The organism is Basfia succiniciproducens (assembly GCF_011455875.1).
Classification (GTDB): Bacteria; Pseudomonadota; Gammaproteobacteria; order Enterobacterales; family Pasteurellaceae; genus Basfia; species Basfia succiniciproducens.
This window is the reverse complement of sequence record NZ_CP015031.1, coordinates 1,926,785-1,944,470: the sequence shown is the minus strand read 5'-3', so window position 1 is coordinate 1,944,470 and position 17,686 is coordinate 1,926,785. Positions and strand designations below refer to the sequence as shown.

General features: G+C 42.7%; 18 protein-coding genes. 14 read left to right on the top strand and 4 right to left on the bottom strand.

Going from position 1 to position 17,686, the window contains the following annotated elements:
- Positions 1 to 5: 5 nt before the first annotated feature.
- Positions 6 to 1,313 (top strand): sodium ion-translocating decarboxylase subunit beta, encoded by a 1,308-nt coding sequence (locus A4G13_RS09070; RefSeq protein ID WP_090655308.1) that lies wholly within the window; start codon positions 6 to 8, stop codon positions 1,311 to 1,313.
- A gap of 257 nt (positions 1,314 to 1,570) precedes the next feature.
- Here the strand turns inward: A4G13_RS09070 and asnA are convergent, their stop codons facing one another.
- Entirely contained in the window at positions 1,571 to 2,563 is a 993-nt protein-coding gene (gene asnA / locus A4G13_RS09065) for an aspartate--ammonia ligase (RefSeq protein ID WP_011199220.1), read from the bottom strand.
- Between the two features lie 178 nt (positions 2,564 to 2,741).
- Between asnA and asnC the strand changes: the two genes are divergently transcribed.
- Positions 2,742 to 3,194, top strand: coding sequence for a transcriptional regulator AsnC (asnC, locus tag A4G13_RS09060; RefSeq protein ID WP_011199219.1), 453 nt, complete (start codon positions 2,742 to 2,744; stop codon positions 3,192 to 3,194).
- Between the two features lie 74 nt (positions 3,195 to 3,268).
- On the opposite strand, the gene A4G13_RS09055 is transcribed toward asnC, so the two are convergent.
- The gene (locus A4G13_RS09055; RefSeq protein WP_090655305.1) at positions 3,269 to 4,759 is read right to left on the bottom strand and encodes a helicase HerA-like C-terminal domain-containing protein; all 1,491 of its coding nucleotides are present in this window, start codon (positions 4,757 to 4,759) and stop codon (positions 3,269 to 3,271) included.
- Positions 4,760 to 4,898: 139 nt separating this feature from the next.
- Here A4G13_RS09055 and A4G13_RS09050 point away from each other — a divergent pair, with 139 nt between their 5' ends.
- The 8 genes from A4G13_RS09050 (at position 4,899) to rpoH (ending at position 11,464) form a co-directional block, all read left to right on the top strand.
- Entirely contained in the window at positions 4,899 to 5,384 is a 486-nt protein-coding gene (locus tag A4G13_RS09050; protein ID WP_090655302.1) for a YchJ family protein, read from the top strand.
- Complete coding sequence (locus tag A4G13_RS09045; protein WP_041639421.1) at positions 5,381 to 6,229, top strand: virulence factor BrkB family protein; 849 nt, start codon at positions 5,381 to 5,383, stop codon at positions 6,227 to 6,229. Before A4G13_RS09050 ends, A4G13_RS09045 begins: the two co-directional genes overlap by 4 nt.
- Entirely contained in the window at positions 6,226 to 6,660 is a 435-nt protein-coding gene (dtd, locus tag A4G13_RS09040; protein WP_090655300.1) for a D-aminoacyl-tRNA deacylase, read from the top strand. The genes A4G13_RS09045 and dtd overlap by 4 nt, the downstream gene beginning before the upstream one ends.
- A 189-nt stretch (positions 6,661 to 6,849) precedes the next feature.
- A complete protein-coding gene (gene gltS, locus A4G13_RS09035) occupies positions 6,850 to 8,058 on the top strand; it encodes a sodium/glutamate symporter (protein ID WP_011199214.1) in 1,209 nt (402 codons plus the stop codon).
- Between the two features lie 111 nt (positions 8,059 to 8,169).
- A complete protein-coding gene (gene murB, locus A4G13_RS09030; protein WP_090655298.1) occupies positions 8,170 to 9,195 on the top strand; it encodes a UDP-N-acetylmuramate dehydrogenase in 1,026 nt (341 codons plus the stop codon).
- A gap of 14 nt (positions 9,196 to 9,209) precedes the next feature.
- A complete protein-coding gene (locus tag A4G13_RS09025) occupies positions 9,210 to 9,524 on the top strand; it encodes a DUF2322 family protein (RefSeq protein ID WP_011199211.1) in 315 nt (104 codons plus the stop codon).
- A complete protein-coding gene (gene tehA, locus A4G13_RS09020; RefSeq protein WP_090655296.1) occupies positions 9,524 to 10,480 on the top strand; it encodes a dicarboxylate transporter/tellurite-resistance protein TehA in 957 nt (318 codons plus the stop codon). The genes A4G13_RS09025 and tehA overlap by 1 nt, the downstream gene beginning before the upstream one ends.
- 135 nt (positions 10,481 to 10,615) lie before the next feature.
- The gene (gene rpoH, locus A4G13_RS09015) at positions 10,616 to 11,464 is read left to right on the top strand and encodes an RNA polymerase sigma factor RpoH (protein ID WP_011199209.1); all 849 of its coding nucleotides are present in this window, start codon (positions 10,616 to 10,618) and stop codon (positions 11,462 to 11,464) included.
- A 114-nt stretch (positions 11,465 to 11,578) separates the two neighbouring features.
- On the opposite strand, the gene ulaR is transcribed toward rpoH, so the two are convergent.
- Complete coding sequence (gene ulaR, locus A4G13_RS09010; protein WP_090655292.1) at positions 11,579 to 12,328, bottom strand: HTH-type transcriptional regulator UlaR; 750 nt, start codon at positions 12,326 to 12,328, stop codon at positions 11,579 to 11,581.
- 91 nt (positions 12,329 to 12,419) lie between these two features.
- Complete coding sequence (ulaG, locus tag A4G13_RS09005) at positions 12,420 to 13,511, bottom strand: L-ascorbate 6-phosphate lactonase (RefSeq protein WP_011199207.1); 1,092 nt, start codon at positions 13,509 to 13,511, stop codon at positions 12,420 to 12,422.
- Positions 13,512 to 13,872: 361 nt separating this feature from the next.
- Between ulaG and A4G13_RS09000 the strand changes: the two genes are divergently transcribed.
- The 4 genes from A4G13_RS09000 to nudE all read left to right on the top strand — a co-directional run bounded on the left by A4G13_RS09000 (position 13,873) and on the right by nudE (position 17,649).
- A complete protein-coding gene (locus A4G13_RS09000) occupies positions 13,873 to 15,666 on the top strand; it encodes a PTS ascorbate-specific subunit IIBC (RefSeq protein WP_090655288.1) in 1,794 nt (597 codons plus the stop codon).
- Between the two features lie 48 nt (positions 15,667 to 15,714).
- Entirely contained in the window at positions 15,715 to 16,182 is a 468-nt protein-coding gene (locus A4G13_RS08995) for a PTS sugar transporter subunit IIA (RefSeq protein WP_090655285.1), read from the top strand.
- A gap of 54 nt (positions 16,183 to 16,236) precedes the next feature.
- Positions 16,237 to 16,914 (top strand): 3-keto-L-gulonate-6-phosphate decarboxylase UlaD, encoded by a 678-nt coding sequence (locus A4G13_RS08990; protein ID WP_090655282.1) that lies wholly within the window; start codon positions 16,237 to 16,239, stop codon positions 16,912 to 16,914.
- Positions 16,915 to 17,097: 183 nt separating this feature from the next.
- Complete coding sequence (nudE, locus tag A4G13_RS08985; RefSeq protein ID WP_011199203.1) at positions 17,098 to 17,649, top strand: ADP compounds hydrolase NudE; 552 nt, start codon at positions 17,098 to 17,100, stop codon at positions 17,647 to 17,649.
- The last annotated feature ends 37 nt before the right edge of the window (positions 17,650 to 17,686 follow it).

Here is a 17,686-nt window from a genome sequence, read left to right as displayed (position 1 = left end):
GTAGTATGGAAAGCATTATTTCTTTGCTGAAAGGTACGGGCGTTATGCACATGGAGTGGGGACAAGCGGTGATGATTCTCATCAGTTTGTTGTTACTCTGGCTTGCAATCGCACGTAAATTCGAGCCACTTTTACTCTTGCCTATCGGTTTTGGCGGATTACTGTCTAATATTCCTGAAGCGGGTCTTGCCATGACCGCTTTAGATAATTTATTACACTTAGGTTCTCCCGACCAAATTGCCGCTATCGCGGCAAAAGTGGGGGCGATTGCCGATCCTGCCGCCATAAAAGCGGCGGTAAGCGGCATCTCCGCCTCCGAACATGCACAACTTGAAGCAATGGCTGTGGATATGGGCTATAGCGCAGGTATATTGGCATTATTTTATAATGTCGCTATTGGTTACGGTGTTGCGCCACTCATCATTTTTATGGGTGTCGGCGCAATGACGGACTTCGGACCGTTAATTGCTAACCCGAAAACCTTGTTATTAGGAGCGGCGGCACAATTCGGTATTTTCTCTACCGTATTGGGAGCGCTCACCTTAAACTATTTCGGGTTAATCAGCTTCAATTTAGCTCAAGCGGCATCAATCGGTATTATCGGCGGTGCTGACGGTCCTACAGCCATTTACCTAACTAGCCGCTTAGCACCGGAATTATTAGGCGCTATTGCGGTAGCGGCTTATTCCTACATGGCGTTAGTGCCGTTAATCCAACCGCCGATTATGAAAGCCTTAACTACAGAACAGGAACGTAAAATCCGCATGGTTCAATTACGTACGGTAAGCAACCGTGAGAAAATTATTTTCCCGATCGTGTTATTGCTTTTAGTCGCTCTGTTACTTCCGGATGCGGCGCCGTTACTCGGTATGTTCTGCTTTGGTAACTTGATGAAAGTCAGCGGCGTGGTTGACCGTTTAAGCGACACCACACAAAACGCATTAATTAATATCGTCACTATTATTCTGGGTTTATCCGTAGGTTCTAAACTAATTGCAGACAAATTCCTGCAACCGCAAACTTTAGGGATTTTAATTCTGGGAGTTGTCGCTTTCTGTATCGGTACCGGCAGCGGTGTGTTAATGGCGAAATTGATGAACAAGTTCAGCAAACACAAAATTAACCCACTTATCGGTTCAGCCGGGGTTTCTGCCGTACCGATGGCTGCCCGTGTATCAAATAAAGTGGGCTTGGAAGCGGATAATCAAAACTTCCTGTTAATGCACGCAATGGGTCCGAATGTGGCGGGCGTAATCGGTTCGGCTATCGCCGCCGGTGTAATGCTGAAATATGTTAGTGCGATGATTAACTAGTTTCTAAAAATTATTCACAATCCGAATAAAGGATTTGTTCTCTCTTGCCAAGAACATTGGCAGAGTATTTTGAACTATTGATCAGTTTATAATAAAAACGTCCTCGTTTGAGGACGTTTTCTTTGCCGGATTAAAAGTGCGGTCATAAAATGATTATTTTTGAACATTGGCTTCAATAACAACCGGCTGTACTTAACATTGTATAAAAAAATTAAAGCGCCTTTTCAGACGCTTTAATCAGGAGGTTCCGTAATGGTTTAAAGAATATTTTCGTATTGTTCCATTACTGCTTTCGGCCATACGCTTGACTGTACTTCGCCGATATGGCGTTTTTGTAATAATAACATTGCTAAACGAGACTGACCGATGCCGCCACCGATTGAAAGCGGCATACGGCCGTTAATTAAATCCTGATGCCAATCGAATTTTAAGCGATCTTCATCACCGGTAATTGAAAGCTGTTTGCGTAACGCTGTTTCATCCACGCGAATACCCATGGAAGAAACCTCAAAAGCGCGGTTTAGAATCGGGTTCCAAACTAAAATATCGCCGTTCAATCCTTTATATTCGCCTTCCGATGTGGTTGTCCAGTCATCATAATCCGGCGCGCGACCGTCATGAGGTTTGCCGTCAGGCAATACTCCGCCGATACCGATTAAAAAAACCGCACCGTATTTTTTACAAAGTTCGTTTTCACGTTCTTTATCCGTCATACCCGGATAATCTTTAACTAAATCTTCGGAATGAATAAAAGTAATTTCTTTTGGTAAAAATGATTTCAAACCGTATTTTTTATCTACCGCCGCTTCCGTTTCTAAAATCGCCGCATAAATTTCACGCACGGTTTCTTTTAAATAATCCAAATTGCGGCGACCTTCAGGGATCACTTTTTCCCAGTCCCATTGATCCACATAAACGGAATGCGTTTGATCCAGGCTATCTTCATCCGGACGTAGCGCTTTCATATGTACGAATAAACCTTCGCCTTCCGCGAAACCAAAACGAGCCAAGGTGTGACGTTTCCATTTTGCTAAAGAGTGCACGACTTCAAAAGCCGCATCTGTGATCATCTTCACATTTACTTGAACAGCTTTCTCCGTTCCTGAAAGATTATCTTGAATACCATTACCTACTTGACTTAGGATAGGACCTTGAACTTCAACCAAACCTAAATGTTCGGCTAATTTTTCCGTAAACGTATTCTTTGTAAAGCTAATTTCTTGCTGCTGTAAAATGAATGATTTTTTCATCGAGTAAACCTTTTTTATATATTTTTTAATCTGTTATGCGTCCTGTCTACGCTTGTTGCATATTATTCAACATAAAAAGCATAAAATTCAATACTTTTAATTAAATATTCGTTATAATACAAACAAATCGCAAATAATTAATAATTTATTTAAATAAAATCTAAAACAGGATAAAATTATGTACGCAATTGATAGCTTAGATCAGCAAATTCTCCGAGTTCTTACCAAGGATGCAAGAACTCCCTATGCAGAAATGGCAAAGAATTTCGGCGTTAGCCCGGGAACAATCCATGTGCGTGTAGAAAAAATGCGTCAATCCGGCATTATTGAAGGGACAAAAGTACGAATTGACGAACGTAAACTGGGTTATGACGTATGTTGTTTTATCGGCATTATCTTAAAAAGCGCGAAAGATTATGACAAAGTCATAAAACAGCTTGAGGGCTTTGATGAAGTGGTTGAGGCTTATTATACGACTGGCAACTACTCTATTTTTATTAAAGTAATGACCCATACTATTGCCGAATTGCATTCCGTATTGGCAACAAAAATTCAATTGATTGAAGAAATTCAATCCACTGAAACCTTGATTTCGATGCAAAACCCGATTTTACGAGACATTAAACCTTAATCGGATTATCCCGTAGAACAATGCCTTTCATTAACGAAAGGCATTGTTTCACAACCGGGCGGTCTGCCTATTTTTTATTTCTTCGTAATGGCGCCCAGAATCCCGCGCAGAATCTGCTTGGTAACCTGGTTGCGTAAGTTCCGTCCTACTTGATGCGCGACGGAACTTACCATTTGTTCGGCAACAGTTTGCCGGCTTTTCTTTTTCGTACCGAAAATAGAAGAAATCATGCCGCTGAAAAAGTCGCTATTTTCTTCATCCTGCACCTGTTGTTGTACTTGAGCCTGAACCGCTTGGTCGTTCAATATTTCATAAGCGGACTCATTATCCACTAAATCGCGATAATGAGGATAAAGCTCATCGTCTTTCACCCAATCCGTACGCTGTTCATTCGTCAATGGCGTTAATTGGCTTTTCGGCGGGAAAATGCTTACGATTTCCACCGGTGTCGGCATACCTTTTTCATCTAAAAACGAAACCAAAGCCTGCCCTACCCCGAGAGTTGAAATGGTCTCAACCACATCCACCTGCGGATTGGCACGAAATGTTTCCGCAGCGGATTTTACGGCTTTTTGATCTCTAGGAGTAAAGGCGCGTAATGCGTGCTGTACCCGATTGCCAAGCTGACCTAACACCGTATCAGGCAAATCCAGCGGGTTTTGAGTGACAAAATAAATCCCTACGCCTTTTGAACGAATCAAACGCACAACCTGCTCGACTTTATCTACCAACGCGGAAGGCGCGCCGTCAAATAAAAGATGCGCTTCGTCAAAAAACATGACGAATTTCGGTTTTTCAGGATCGCCCACCTCAGGCAACCGCTCGAATAATTCCGCCATTAACCACAATAAAAACGCGCTATACATACGCGGCGAATTAATTAGTTTTTCTGAATTTAAAATATTAATTACCCCTCGCCCGTCCCGGGTTTGCAGCCAATCTTCAAGATTCAGTGCGGGCTCTCCGAATAAATTTGTCGCACCTTCGTTTTCCAGCGTTAATAACGCTCGTTGAACGGCGCCCACACTTGCCGCCGATACGTTGCCGTATTCCACCTGAAATTCTTTTGCATTTTCCGCCACAAATTTCAGCATGGCGCGCAAATCTTTCAGATCGATAAGCAACAGTCCTTTATCATCGGCAACACGGAAAACCAGATTGAGTAATCCTTCCTGCGTAGCGTTTAAATTTAATAAACGAGAAAGCAACATCGGCCCCATTTCCGAAATAGTGGTTCGAAGCGGAATGCCCGTTTCGCCGAACACATCCCAAAATGAAACGGGATAACCGCTCAAATAGTTCTCGCCGCCTAAATTAAACTGTTCGACGCGTTCGGCGATTTTGCCTTGCAGAGTGCCTTTCACCGTAAGCCCGGAAAGATCACCTTTTACATCAACTAAAAAAACGGGCACGCCGTCATCACTGAAAGCTTCGGCAAGTTTACGTAATGTCACGGTTTTACCGGTTCCCGTCGCACCTGCGATTAAACCGTGGCGGTTTGCCATTTTAGCCGTAATGCCTAATTGAACGCCTTTATTTGTTTGAGCAATGGTATATTGGGTCATAAGAGTCCTTAGAATGCAGAAAAATCCGCTTTTTTCCGTTAGAGGTTTATAGTTAAGCATAATAAGGAAAAATCAAAGTGCGGTCAAAAAATACAATAATTTATGTTATTCTTAAACAAAATATTAAGGAACAAAAAAATTGGAAAAACCGACCGCACTTTTAACACAACCCTGTCTTTGTCAATCCGGCAAACAATATGCGGATTGCTGTGCGCCTTTGCATACCCGTCAGGCCCTGCCGGCGAACGCCGAACAGCTTATGCGCTCCCGTTATTGCGCCTATGTGTTACAACTGATTGAGTACATAGTGGAAACAACCGTGCCGAGCCAGCAGCAGCTTTTAGATCGGACTGTATTGCAACAATGGGCGGAAACCACAAATTGGATTGGGCTGGAGATTGTTTCCCATCGGGAAAAACTGTCAAAAATTCATAGTGCGGTAGAATTTAACGCTTTTTTTGCCACGGATGAAGGTAAGCAAGTACATAACGAGCGTTCTTTATTTGTGCAAATTAACGGACGTTGGTATTTTGTTGATCCGACCGTGCCGCTGCCAAACAATAAACAGCCTTGTGTTTGCGGTTCGGGAAAGAAATTTAAAGCCTGTTGCGGAGGGTTGTTATGACACAACTAAAATTATTATTTGCCGTTTTCTATTGCCGCTTCCAACAGAACAAACTCACCCAGGCGGCAGGCGCGCTGACTTACAGTACAATGCTTGCCATTGTTCCCTTGGTGATGGTGGTCTTCGCTATTTTTTCCGCATTCCCGATGTTCAATGAGGCGGCTGCGGAATTAAAAACCTTTATTTTTGATAATTTCTCACCCTCTGCCGGCGACACTGTCGGGCAATATATTGATGAATTTGTCGTTAACTCAAAAAGCATGAGTGCGGTGGGTATTATCAGTTTAATCGCCGTGGCACTTTTACTTATAAATCAAATAGACAGAACAATTAACGATATTTGGAACAGTAAAAACCGTAATTTTATTTTTTCCATGACCATTTATTGGACGCTGCTTACCCTCGGTCCGATTTTTATCGGCATGAGCTTTGCCATCAATACCTATATCCGTTCTATTATCGCTTTTGAAGGTGATTTAGGGCTGCCTTTCGGCTTAAAATTATTAAGTTTTGTGCCGTTTTTACTGACATGGCTGAGTTTCAGTCTGATTTACACTTTGGTACCGAATACAAAAGTGAATTTCCGCTATGCCGCTGTCGGCGCATTAGTCGCCGCTATCTTTTTTACTCTGGGTAAAAAAGCCTTTGCCTGGTATATGGCGACTTTCCCTTCTTACCAGTTAATTTACGGCGCTATGGCGACCTTGCCAATTACCTTATTATGGATTCAATTAAGCTGGCTTTTTATCCTGTTAGGGGCGCAACTTACCGCCGTTTTAGGAGATATGCGCCTGATAAAATCAGGTGATCTGAATTTAACCGCTATTAAGGAAAAAACAGAATGATTGCATTGATCCAACGCGTCAGCCAAGCGAAAGTGGACGTAAACGGACAAACCGTCGGTCAAATTGGCGGCGGGCTATTGGTTTTACTTGGCGTCGAAAAAGAAGACTCAAAGGAAAAAGCCGATAAACTTGCCGAAAAAGTACTGAATTATCGCATTTTCGGCGATAAAAACGACAAAATGAATTTGAATGTACAACAAACCGACGGAGAATTATTGGTGGTGTCACAATTTACTTTAGCCGCCGATACGGGCCGGGGTTTGCGCCCTAGTTTCTCCAAAGGTGCACCGCCGGAGCTGGCGAATGAACTTTATCAATATTTTGTACAAAAATGCGGGGAAAAAGTGCGGGTTGAAACGGGTAAATTTGCGGAAAATATGCAAGTAAGCCTCACAAATGACGGACCGGTAACATTTTGGTTAAAGGTATAACCGCCTGAATCAAACTATTCCGCAAACGTTTTCCTTTCATAAAAAGCGGGTTTCCCTGGCGAAAAAACCGCTTTTCTGATAAATTATCGGACTTTCATTACATCAAATCAGCTATTAATTAAATAAAAAGAATGCAAATTTTCTCTCTCGATTTGATGTTTTTTGCATTTTTCAGCCTAGAGGATAATTATGACTTTTGATACTTACGAGACGTTAGCGCTCGCTTGTTTGGTTTTATTATTGGGTTATTTCTTAGTTAAACGCGTTAAATTGTTAAGTAATTTTAATATTCCCGAACCTGTTGTCGGCGGCTTTATTGTTGCAATTGTTTTAACCGTCGTGCATGAAATCTGGGGATTAAGTTTTAGTTTTGACAGCAACTTACAGCGTACTATGATGTTGGTATTCTTCAGTTCAATCGGACTAAGCGCAAACTTTGCCCGCTTAATCAAAGGCGGCAAACCCTTAGTGATGTTCTTAGTGGTGGCGGCAATGTTAATCGCCATTCAGGATACCGTGGGAATTTTCGGTTCAATGGCATTAGGTTTAGACCCGGCTTACGGTTTGATTGCTGGTTCGGTAACCTTAACCGGCGGTCATGGTACGGGTGCGGCTTGGGCGGAAACCTTAACCAATGATTTCGGCATTTCGGGCGCGATGGAATTAGCTATGGCGTGCGCCACTTTCGGTTTGGTATTCGGCGGTATTATCGGCGGCCCGGTGGCAAGATTTTTGTTAACCCGCTTACATAAAGAAGAGGTGCCGGAAGATGAAAACGTTGACGACGTACAAGAAGTATTTGAAAAACCGGTTTATCGCCGTAAAGTAAATTCCCGCGCTATTATCGAAACCATCAGCATGATGGCGGTTTGTTTGCTGGTGGGGCAATTTCTTGACGAATTGGCAAAAGGCACCGCATTCCAATTACCGACTTTCGTATGGTGTTTGTTTACCGGCGTAATTTTGCGTAATACCTTAACCTTAGTCTTTAAATTCACCGCGCCGGATCAAACTATCGACGTATTGGGTACGGTCGGTTTATCTATTTTCTTAGCCATTGCTTTAATGTCGTTAAAATTATGGGAACTGGCGGGCTTGGCATTACCGGTATTTGTGATTTTAACGCTTCAAGTGGTGGTAATGGCGACCTTTGCTATTTTAGTGACTTACAGAGTAATGGGCTCGGACTATGATGCGGTAGTGTTAAGTGCCGGTCACTGCGGATTCGGTTTAGGCGCGACACCAACCGCCGTTGCTAATATGCAGGCGGTCACCGCCCATTTCGGTCATTCTCATAAAGCGTTCTTAATCGTACCTATGGTCGGCGCGTTCTTTATTGATTTATTAAACGCCTCTTTATTAAAATTCTTCGTTGAAGTCGCCGCCTACTTTCATTAATTTTATATCATCAAATAAAATACCGCATAAAAGTGCGGTATTTTTTTCATAAATTTGCTCAAACACATAACAAAAGCTAAACTAACTGCAAAATAATCATAAGGATAATTTATGCAAAGTTTAAAACCCTTTCATACCTTCGCCGTTCCCGCTCAGGCAAAAAATATCGTCGAAATTACCGCACTTGAACAACTACAACAGGTTTGGGATGGTTGCCGACAAGAAAATCAGCCCGTTTTGTTCTTAGGACAAGGCAGCAATGTGTTATTTTTAAAAGATTTTGCCGGCACGGTATTAATCAACCGTTTAATGGGTATTGAACACAATGAAGATGAGCAATTTCATTATTTACATGTAAACGGCGGCGAAAACTGGCACAACTTGGTGGAATGGTCGTTATCTCAGGGTATCGGCGGTTTAGAAAATCTTGCGCTCATTCCAGGCTGCGCCGGCTCCGCTCCGGTACAAAATATCGGCGCTTACGGCGTTGAATTTAAAGATGTGTGCGATTATGTGGATGTTTTGGATTTAAATCAGGGCAAGCAATTCCGCCTGACCAATGAGGAATGCGAATTCGGTTATCGCGAAAGCGTATTCAAACACAAATACGCGCAAGGTTTTATTGTAACTGCGGTTGGATTAAAATTAGCCAAAGCATGGCAACCGGTATTAAAGTACGGCACGCTTGCCAATTTCGATAAAAGTGCGGTCGGTTTTCAGCAAATTTTCGACGAAGTTTGCGCCGTTCGCCGGGCTAAACTGCCGGATCCAAAAGAATTCGGCAATGCGGGCAGTTTCTTTAAAAATCCGGTGATTAGCGCTGGGCATTTCGCCTTACTGCAACAAAAATACCCGAATATACCGAATTTCCCGCAGGATGACGGCTCGGTGAAACTTGCGGCAGGCTGGCTCATCGATCAATGCCAATTAAAAGGCTATCAAATCGGTGGTGCGGCGGTCCATCAGAATCAGGCATTGGTACTGGTGAATAAAGGCGACGCCACCGCCTCCGACATCGTAGAATTAGCCCATCATGTACGCCAGTCTGTAGCGGCAAAATTCGATGTTTATTTATCACCTGAAGTTCGCTTTATCGGCGAGCTGGGCGAAGTGAACGCAGAACAGGCAATCAGTTAATTTTTGAGGTATTTATGGATTTCAAAACCAATTTAGACGCATTACCCGCCATCGACCGCTTATCGGGCTTGGATGTAATCAAAGATAACGAGGTAATTCATCACATTCCGGCAGTAGCGGGTAAATTAGGCTCATTGCGCGTTTATAATGCGCTTGCCGCACAATTTAACGGAAAATTAGACCGCACTTCCGCACAAAAAGGCGTGGAGATTTTTGCCGAACATAGTGCGGATGCAAAACAAAATCCGAATAAACATCCGAATATTGATTTGTTGTTTGACGTAATTAATAACGATCTGACTTATAAATTACAACCCATTGAAAAATAATGTCCGATACAAAACCGTTTCCGATTCCCGTTAACTATTTCAGCATGGTATTAGGATTGGCGGGGCTTGGGCTTGCCTGGCGTTATGCCGCTATAATTCTGCCTTTACCTGCGATCATCGGGGAGAGCGTTCTAACAGTCGCAACGGCAATCTGGCTTGCCTTAATCGTTATTTATATTTACAAATGGAAAGCTTATCCCGAACAGGCGAAAGCGGAATTATATCACCCGATTCTCGGTTGTTTTGTCAGCTTAATTCCTATTACTACGATTCTGGTTGCCATGGGCGCATTGCCTTACAGCCGCGAAACGGCGGTTGTATTAACCGCGTCCGGCATTATCGGGCAACTTGGTTTTGCTATGTTTCGTTCGGCGGGATTATGGCGCAGTGGTCATCCTCAGGAAGCCGCCACACCGGTTTTGTATCTTCCAACCGTCGCCACTAATTTTGTCAGCGCTAATGCGTTAGGTTCATTAGGTTATAGTGAAATCGGCGCATTGTTTTTAGGCGGCGGTATGCTTGCCTGGTTCTTTCTTGAACCCGCCGTACAGCAACGATTACGCAATTTAACCGCTTTGCCCGAAAATATTCGCCCGATTATCGGTATTCAACTGGCACCCGCTTTTGTTTGCTGTTCGGCTTATTTGGCGATTAACGACGGCGAAATCGATTTATTGGCGAAAGGATTAATCGGTTACGGATTATTGCAATTATTTTTCTTACTGCGCCTAATGCCCTGGATTGCTACAAAAGGTTTTACCATGCCGTTTTGGGCATTTTCATTCGGTTTAGCCTCCATGGCGGGAGTCGGCTTGCATACCGCTCATAGCAGTTCAAGCCCGTATCTTGAATTACTCGGTTTAGCCATGTTCGGTTTCGCCTCATGTTGCATTACGTTATTAACTTTGGGTACCTTAAGCTTAATAAGAAAAGAAAAATTTTTAATAAAAAACTGAGTAAAACAATCAGATTTATTGAACTTTATTTGGTAAAGTGCGGTCTTATTTAACATAAAATTGAAAGGAGTTGATCTTCTTTCGATTTATGCAATAATTAATCGGTAAACCTATTGTTTACTAAGAAGGAAGACAATGACTAAAGAAACACAAACTATGATGTTAGTTCCGCAAGGCAGTATCGAAGCGTACATTCGTGCCGCGAACGAATATCCTATGCTTAGCGCAGAGGAAGAAAAGGAATTGGCGGAACGTTTGTATTATCAAGAAGATTTAGAGGCGGCAAAAAAACTAATTTTGTCTCATCTTCGTTTTGTTATTCACGTAGCGCGCGGTTATTCCGGCTACGGGCTTCCGCAAGCGGATTTAATCCAGGAAGGCAATATCGGTTTAATGAAAGCGGTTAAACGTTTTAATCCGGAAGTCGGCGTACGTCTGGTTTCCTTCGCCGTACATTGGATTAAGGCTGAAATTCATGAATATGTGCTCCGCAACTGGCGTATCGTTAAAGTTGCTACTACCAAAGCACAACGTAAATTATTTTTCAATCTGCGCAAAACCAAACAACGTTTAGGCTGGTTCAGCGATAATGAACTGGATTTAGTCGCTAATGAATTAGGCGTAACCAAAGAAGACGTGATTGAAATGGAAAGCCGCATGACAGGCGCCGATGTCGGCTTTGATTTGCCGACGGATGACAGCGAAGAAGAAACTTTTGCACCTTCAATGTATCTTGAAGATAAAAGCTCCAACTTTGCGGCGGAACTTGAAAGCGAAAATTTTGAAACGCAAGCCATTGATCAGCTCAGCAATGCGATGGAAAACTTAGACGAACGCAGCAAAGATATTATTCAGGCTCGTTGGTTAGACGATACCAAAGCTACGTTGCACGAACTCGCGGCAAAATATAACATCTCCGCAGAACGTGTCCGTCAACTGGAAACCAATGCACTCAAAAAATTAAAAAGTGCGGTCAGTTTTTAGGAAATTTTATGGAACATTCCAAATAAAAACCTCCGGTTCAATGCCGGAGGTTTTTTTATCGGTAGAATTTCTGAAAATCACCCTTTATAACTAGCTTTTCAACACAATCAGGCACTACGCCAACATCACATCGATGCCTTTTTCTCGGAGCGTACGAATAAAATCCGGATCCGCTTCCTGCCCGGTAATAATAAGGTCAATATTTTTTAATTCGGTAAACAGCATTCCCACCGTTTTGTCCAACTTGCTACTATCCACTAACACAATCAGTTTTTGTGCTCGTTTCAGCAGCCGCTGTTCTGAAGAAGCGATAACCATATCGGTTTTATATAAACCTTGTGCGGTAAGCCCTTTTCCGCTGGTAAACATAATATCGGCGGCAAAAGCTTCATTGTGCTCACTTAACGAAAGCGTAATCGCCTGGCTTTTATTATATTGCCCGCCCATAATAACAACCCGTTCGTGATCGTTTTCAATAAGCTGATTTGCCAACGGAAGATAATTGGTAATGATTTGAACGTTACGATTGCACAACGCATTGCCCAGCAAAAGCATTGTAGAACCACAAGTTAAAATAGCGCTACTGTCATTCTGACACAGGCTTGCGGCAAGTGCCGCAATGCGTTGTTTTTCATCTAAGTTCTTTATTTCATTTTGTTTTTTTTGTGGCTGGAAGGTAGATTGAATAACCGCCTCGGCGCCGTTTCTTAATTTTTTCAGGCGGCCTTGCTCATTCAATTTGGTGATATCCCGACGTGCCGTTGCCGGTGAGATATTAAGTGCAGTCATAATTTCCTGCACAGAAAGAAATCCATTTTCTCCTAACAGAGTCAATAACTTATTGTGTCTGATTTGTTCATTCATTATATTACTCCGAACCAACTATGATTAACTCAAATATATAAAAATGAACATAAAACTACCGCACTTTTTATTAGTGCGGTAGTTATGCGTTTTATAAAATTGATTTAAACGGAACGTTTGGTTCTTGTTCAAAACAATCATCAAACCCGCGAGGATGATGATATTCAATTAAATCCTTATCACGCGGATAGACATATTTACCGCCGACTTCCCAAATAAACGGATGGAACTGATATTGTAAACGATCTTTACGCATGCGATAAAGCTCAAGAATTTCATTTGTGCTTGCCATAAAGTTAGTCCAAATATCATGATGAACCGGAATAACCACTTTGGCTCTTAAACATTCTGCCATACGAAGAATATCAATTGAAGTCATTTTATCCTGAATACCTAACGGATTTTCACCATAGCTGCCTAACGCGACATCAATATCGTAATCTTTACCGTGTTTTGCATAGTAAATTGAATAATGGGAATCGCCGGAGTGATAAATATTACCGCCCGGGGTTTTAATCAGGTAGTTAACCGCTTTCAGTCCCATTTCTTCGTCGCTCGGGCAGATACCGTTAAGTTCGCCGCCGTTGTCTTCCGCACCCCGTGCAGGCAATGTGACCAGACAAGTGCGGTCAAAAGAATCAAGGGCTACAAGTTCCAAGTCTTTGATTTTAACCGTATCGCCCGGTTTTACTACTACGCAGCGTTCAGCCGGTACGCCCCATTTGGTCCACATATCGACACAATATTGCGGCCCGATAAATTTAACATGATCAAGTTTAGGATTATTCACCACCGCCGCAGCAACGTTTACATCAATATGATCGTTATGATAATGGGTTGCAACAATCGCATCCACTTCATTAATCGCAAAAGGATCCAATACACCCACAGAATTACGCAGATTCGGCTGAAGTTTACGCACACCCGCCATATTCGCCATTTGATGGCCACGCACCATATCTTTAACCTGTTTGGTCGCTTTACCTCTGCCGCACCATAAGTCAATACAGATATTCGCGCTTTGCGGGGTTTTAACCCATAAACCGACACAACCTAACCACCACATGGCAAAATTGTTTGCCGGCACTTGTTCCAGTTCGATTTCTTCATTCAACCATGTTCCCCACTCCGGAAATGTCGAAAGAATCCAGCTTTCTCTGGTAATTTCACTTACTTTGCTCATATTTTGCTCCTTATCCTTTAAAAATCGGCACAATAAAAAATCTAAAACAATCATAAATAATCACAAATAAAAAATAAACATATTTTTATACTTTTTGTGATGGAGATCTCAAATATAAATTTGATTATTTAGAATATTATGATGGAAATTCATATAAAAAATAAGCAAAAAAAGATAAGCGTGGTTAGTTTTGATTAAAATAAATTGTGATAAAGCTCACAAATAATCAAATTTAATCTTTTTACTTGTCGTTATGGTGCTATTATCCCTAGTGGTAGATGTTTAGACTGAGTTTTGAATTATTTATTCTAAAGTTAGCAGAGAGCATCCCATAAGAATATTGAAAAATAAAGAGGTTTACATGGAGACTTTATATAATCTATTTCTTGGCTTTAATGCCCAAGTCCTCTCAAAAGCGCCTTTCTTACTTGGGATAGTCGCCTGTTTCGGTTATATCCTATTAAAAAAAGATACCACCACAATCATTAAAGGGACCATTAAAACCATTGTCGGTTTTATGATGGTTCAAGTCGGTTCCGGCGTATTAACGACAAGTTTTAAACCGATTATTGAAAAATTATCGGAATTTCATCATTTAGCAGGTGCGGTTATCGACCCTTATACCAGTATGCAGTCCACCATCGAAACCATGGGTGAAAATTACGGCTGGGTGGGTTATGCCGTATTGCTTGCACTGGCGTTAAATATTTTACTGGTTGTATGCAGACGAATTACCGGTATCCGCACCATTATGTTAACCGGGCATATCATGTTCCAGCAAGCGGGTCTGGTCGCCGTATTTTATATGATTATCGGCGCTTCCATGTGGGAAACCGTTATCTACACCGCCGTTTTAATGGCATTATATTGGGGTATTTCGTCTAATATAATGTACAAGCCTACCCAAGCCGTCACCGGCGGGGCGGGTTTTTCTATCGGTCACCAACAACAAATCGCCTCTTGGGTGGCTACCAAATTAGCGCCTAAATTAGGTGATCGCAACGACAGCGTAGATAACATGAAATTGCCTAAATGGCTGCATATTTTCCATGATAGTATCTCCGCCACCGCACTTGTTATGACCGTATTCTTCGGCATTATTCTGCTTTCTTTCGGTCTTGATAACCTGCAAACCATGGCGGGCAAAACCCACTGGTTTATGTATATTCTCGAAACCGGCTTAAAATTTGCCGTTGCCATTCAAGTTATCGTAACCGGCGTACGTATGTTCGTCGCGGAATTATCCGAAGCGTTCAAAGGTATTTCGGAACGCGTTATTCCTAATTCGGTATTGGCTATCGACTGTGCCGCAATTTACGCCTTCTCGCCAAATGCAATGGTATTCGGTTTTATGTGGGGTGCAATCGGTCAATTCTTTGCCGTCGGCGTCTTACTTATGGTCGGCGCCCCCGTCTTAATTATCCCCGGCTTTATTCCGATGTTCTTCTCTAACGCGACTATCGGCGTGTTCTCAAATCAATTCGGCGGTTGGAAAGCGGTAATGAAGATCTGCTTCGTCATGGGGATTATTGAAGTGCTCGGTTCCGCCTGGGTTATTCAATTACTTGCAAGCCAGGGTACAACCTTTAACGGCTGGATGGGCATGGCAGACTGGGCGTTATTCTTCCCGCCGGTTTTACAGGGTATCGTGAGTATTCCGGGCTTCTTCTTCATCATTCTTGCTCTTGCAATGGTCTATATGTATTTTGCCTCCAAAAAATTACGTGCCGATGAAGCGGTGGCAGCGGCGGCAGGTAAAACGCTCGAACAAATGGACGGTTACGGTTTAGATGATATTGACGAACCTGAAGCAGAAACGGTTGAACAATCCGATAACGAAACCGTAACGCAAAGTGCGGTCAAACCCGTACGAATTTTAGCGGTATGCGGCTCCGGGCAAGGCTCTTCAATGATGATGAAAATGAAAATCAAAGGTTATCTCGATAAACGAGGCATCCCGAATATCATGGATTCCTGCGCCGTTACCGATCATAAGGGTAAACTGGACAGCACCGACATTATTGTCTGCTCAAAACACCTTGCCGACGAAATCTCGGCAAACGACAAAATTTCCGTATTGGGCGTTCAAAATATGTTAAATCCGAATTCCTTCGGTGACGAGTTATTAGCGCTGATAAAAAAATATCAAAACTAATTCACCCGAAGACAGCAATATTCAACTTAATTATGGTGGAGAAATAATATGCTCAAACAATCTCTTATTGATAATAATTCCATTAAATTGCACCAAAAGGCGGCAAACTGGCAAGAAGCAATCAAAATCCCCATTGATTTATTGGTTAAATCCGGCGCGGTAGAAGCCCGTTATTACGACAGAATCGTCGAATGTATCAAAGAAATGGGGCCTTATATTATTTTAGCCCCGGGTCTGGCAATGCCTCACGCCAGACCGGAAGACGGCGTAATCAGAACCGCCTTTTCATTAGTAACTTTCGATACGCCGATTCATTTTGAGGGAGAAGATGACCCCATCCGAATGATGGTAGCTCTGGCGGGCAGCGATTCCGACAAACATATGGAAGGTTTAATGGAAATTACCCAAATACTGGAAGATGAAGACAGCGAAACCGGTGTGAATATTCAAAAATTCTTAGACTGTAACACCGAAGCGGAAGTCTTCGCCGTAATTGATGCGGCGCTGAGCGAATAAAATTTCGAAAAAAATGACCGCACTTTTGCGGAAAATACACAAGGAGATACTTTTATGTCAAAACCTTTACTACAAATCGCATTAGACTCATTAAGCTTAGAAAAAGCGGTAGCCGATGCAAAAAAAGCGGAAAATTCCGTCGATATTATTGAAATCGGCACAATTCTGGCCTGCGCGGAAGGGATGAAGGCGGTTTCGACATTACGGGCATTGCATCCGAACCATATTTTAGTTTGCGACTTAAAAACCACCGACGGCGGCGCTATTTTAGCTAAAATGGCATTCGAGGCCGGTGCGGACTGGTTAACCGTCTCGGCGGCGGCTCACCCGGCAACAAAAGCCGCCTGTAAAAAAGTGGCGGACGAATTCAACGCAGCCCATCCCGAATTAAAAGTAAAAAAAGAAATCCAGATTGAAATTTATGGTAACTGGACATTAGAAGATGCCAAACAATGGGTAGAATTAGGCGTTACCCAGGCAATTTATCACCGCTCCCGCGATGCGGAACTGGCAGGCAAAGGCTGGATGCCGGAAGATATCGAGAAAATGAAACAACTGGAATCGCTGGGGCTGGAACTGTCTATCACAGGCGGTATCGTGCCGGAAGAAATCCATTTGTTTAAGGACATCAAAAAAGCAAAAGTTTTTATTGCCGGTCGCGCCTTAGTGGGTGAAAAAGGCCAACAAACGGCGGCAGCTATCCGCAGTGAAATTGATAAATATTGGATGTAACGGCTAGCGATTAAATAAGTCGTTTCGTTTCATAATAAAAACCTACGAAAGCCGGTTTCAATAATAGAAGCCGGTTTTTTTATTACGGTTCCGACAAAACAGAGCTTGAAACCTTTAAATAACGCTGTCTAAATCTGTACTTTATGGTATGTTAATGCTCTGTTTTATAAAAAAGAGATAACGATGAACCTATTGCAAAAACCGGAAATCCTGGGCATTTCTGTCGCAGCGAAATCCCGCATATTCGAAATTCAGGCGGTGGAATTGAAATTTTCCAACGGCGAGCTTCGTACTTATGAACGTTTCAAACCCAGCAGCCGTTGCGCCGTTATGGTGTTGCCTATCGACGGTGAAGATTTACTGATGGTACGGGAATACGCGGTAGGCACCGAACGGTATGAATTAGGCTTTACCAAAGGTTTAATGGAAGCCGGCGAAACGCCGGAACAAAGCGCAAATCGCGAAATGCAGGAAGAAATCGGCTTGGGTGCAAAGCAATTTATGCTATTGCGCACGGTAAATTCCTCGCCTAGTTTTATGAACAACCCAATGCACATTTTAATCGCGCAGGATTTCTACCCATCAAAACTGCCTGGTGATGAGCCGGAACCGCTTCAGTTAGTACGCGTTCCCTTAGCCAATATCAACGAACTGATTGAAGATCCCGGCTTCTCCGAAGCAAGAAATTTAGTAGCGCTTTATACGCTGCGGGATTATTTACGTAAACTAAAATAAATACGCGTATCTCTTTACAGGCCTTAAAGTGCGGTGC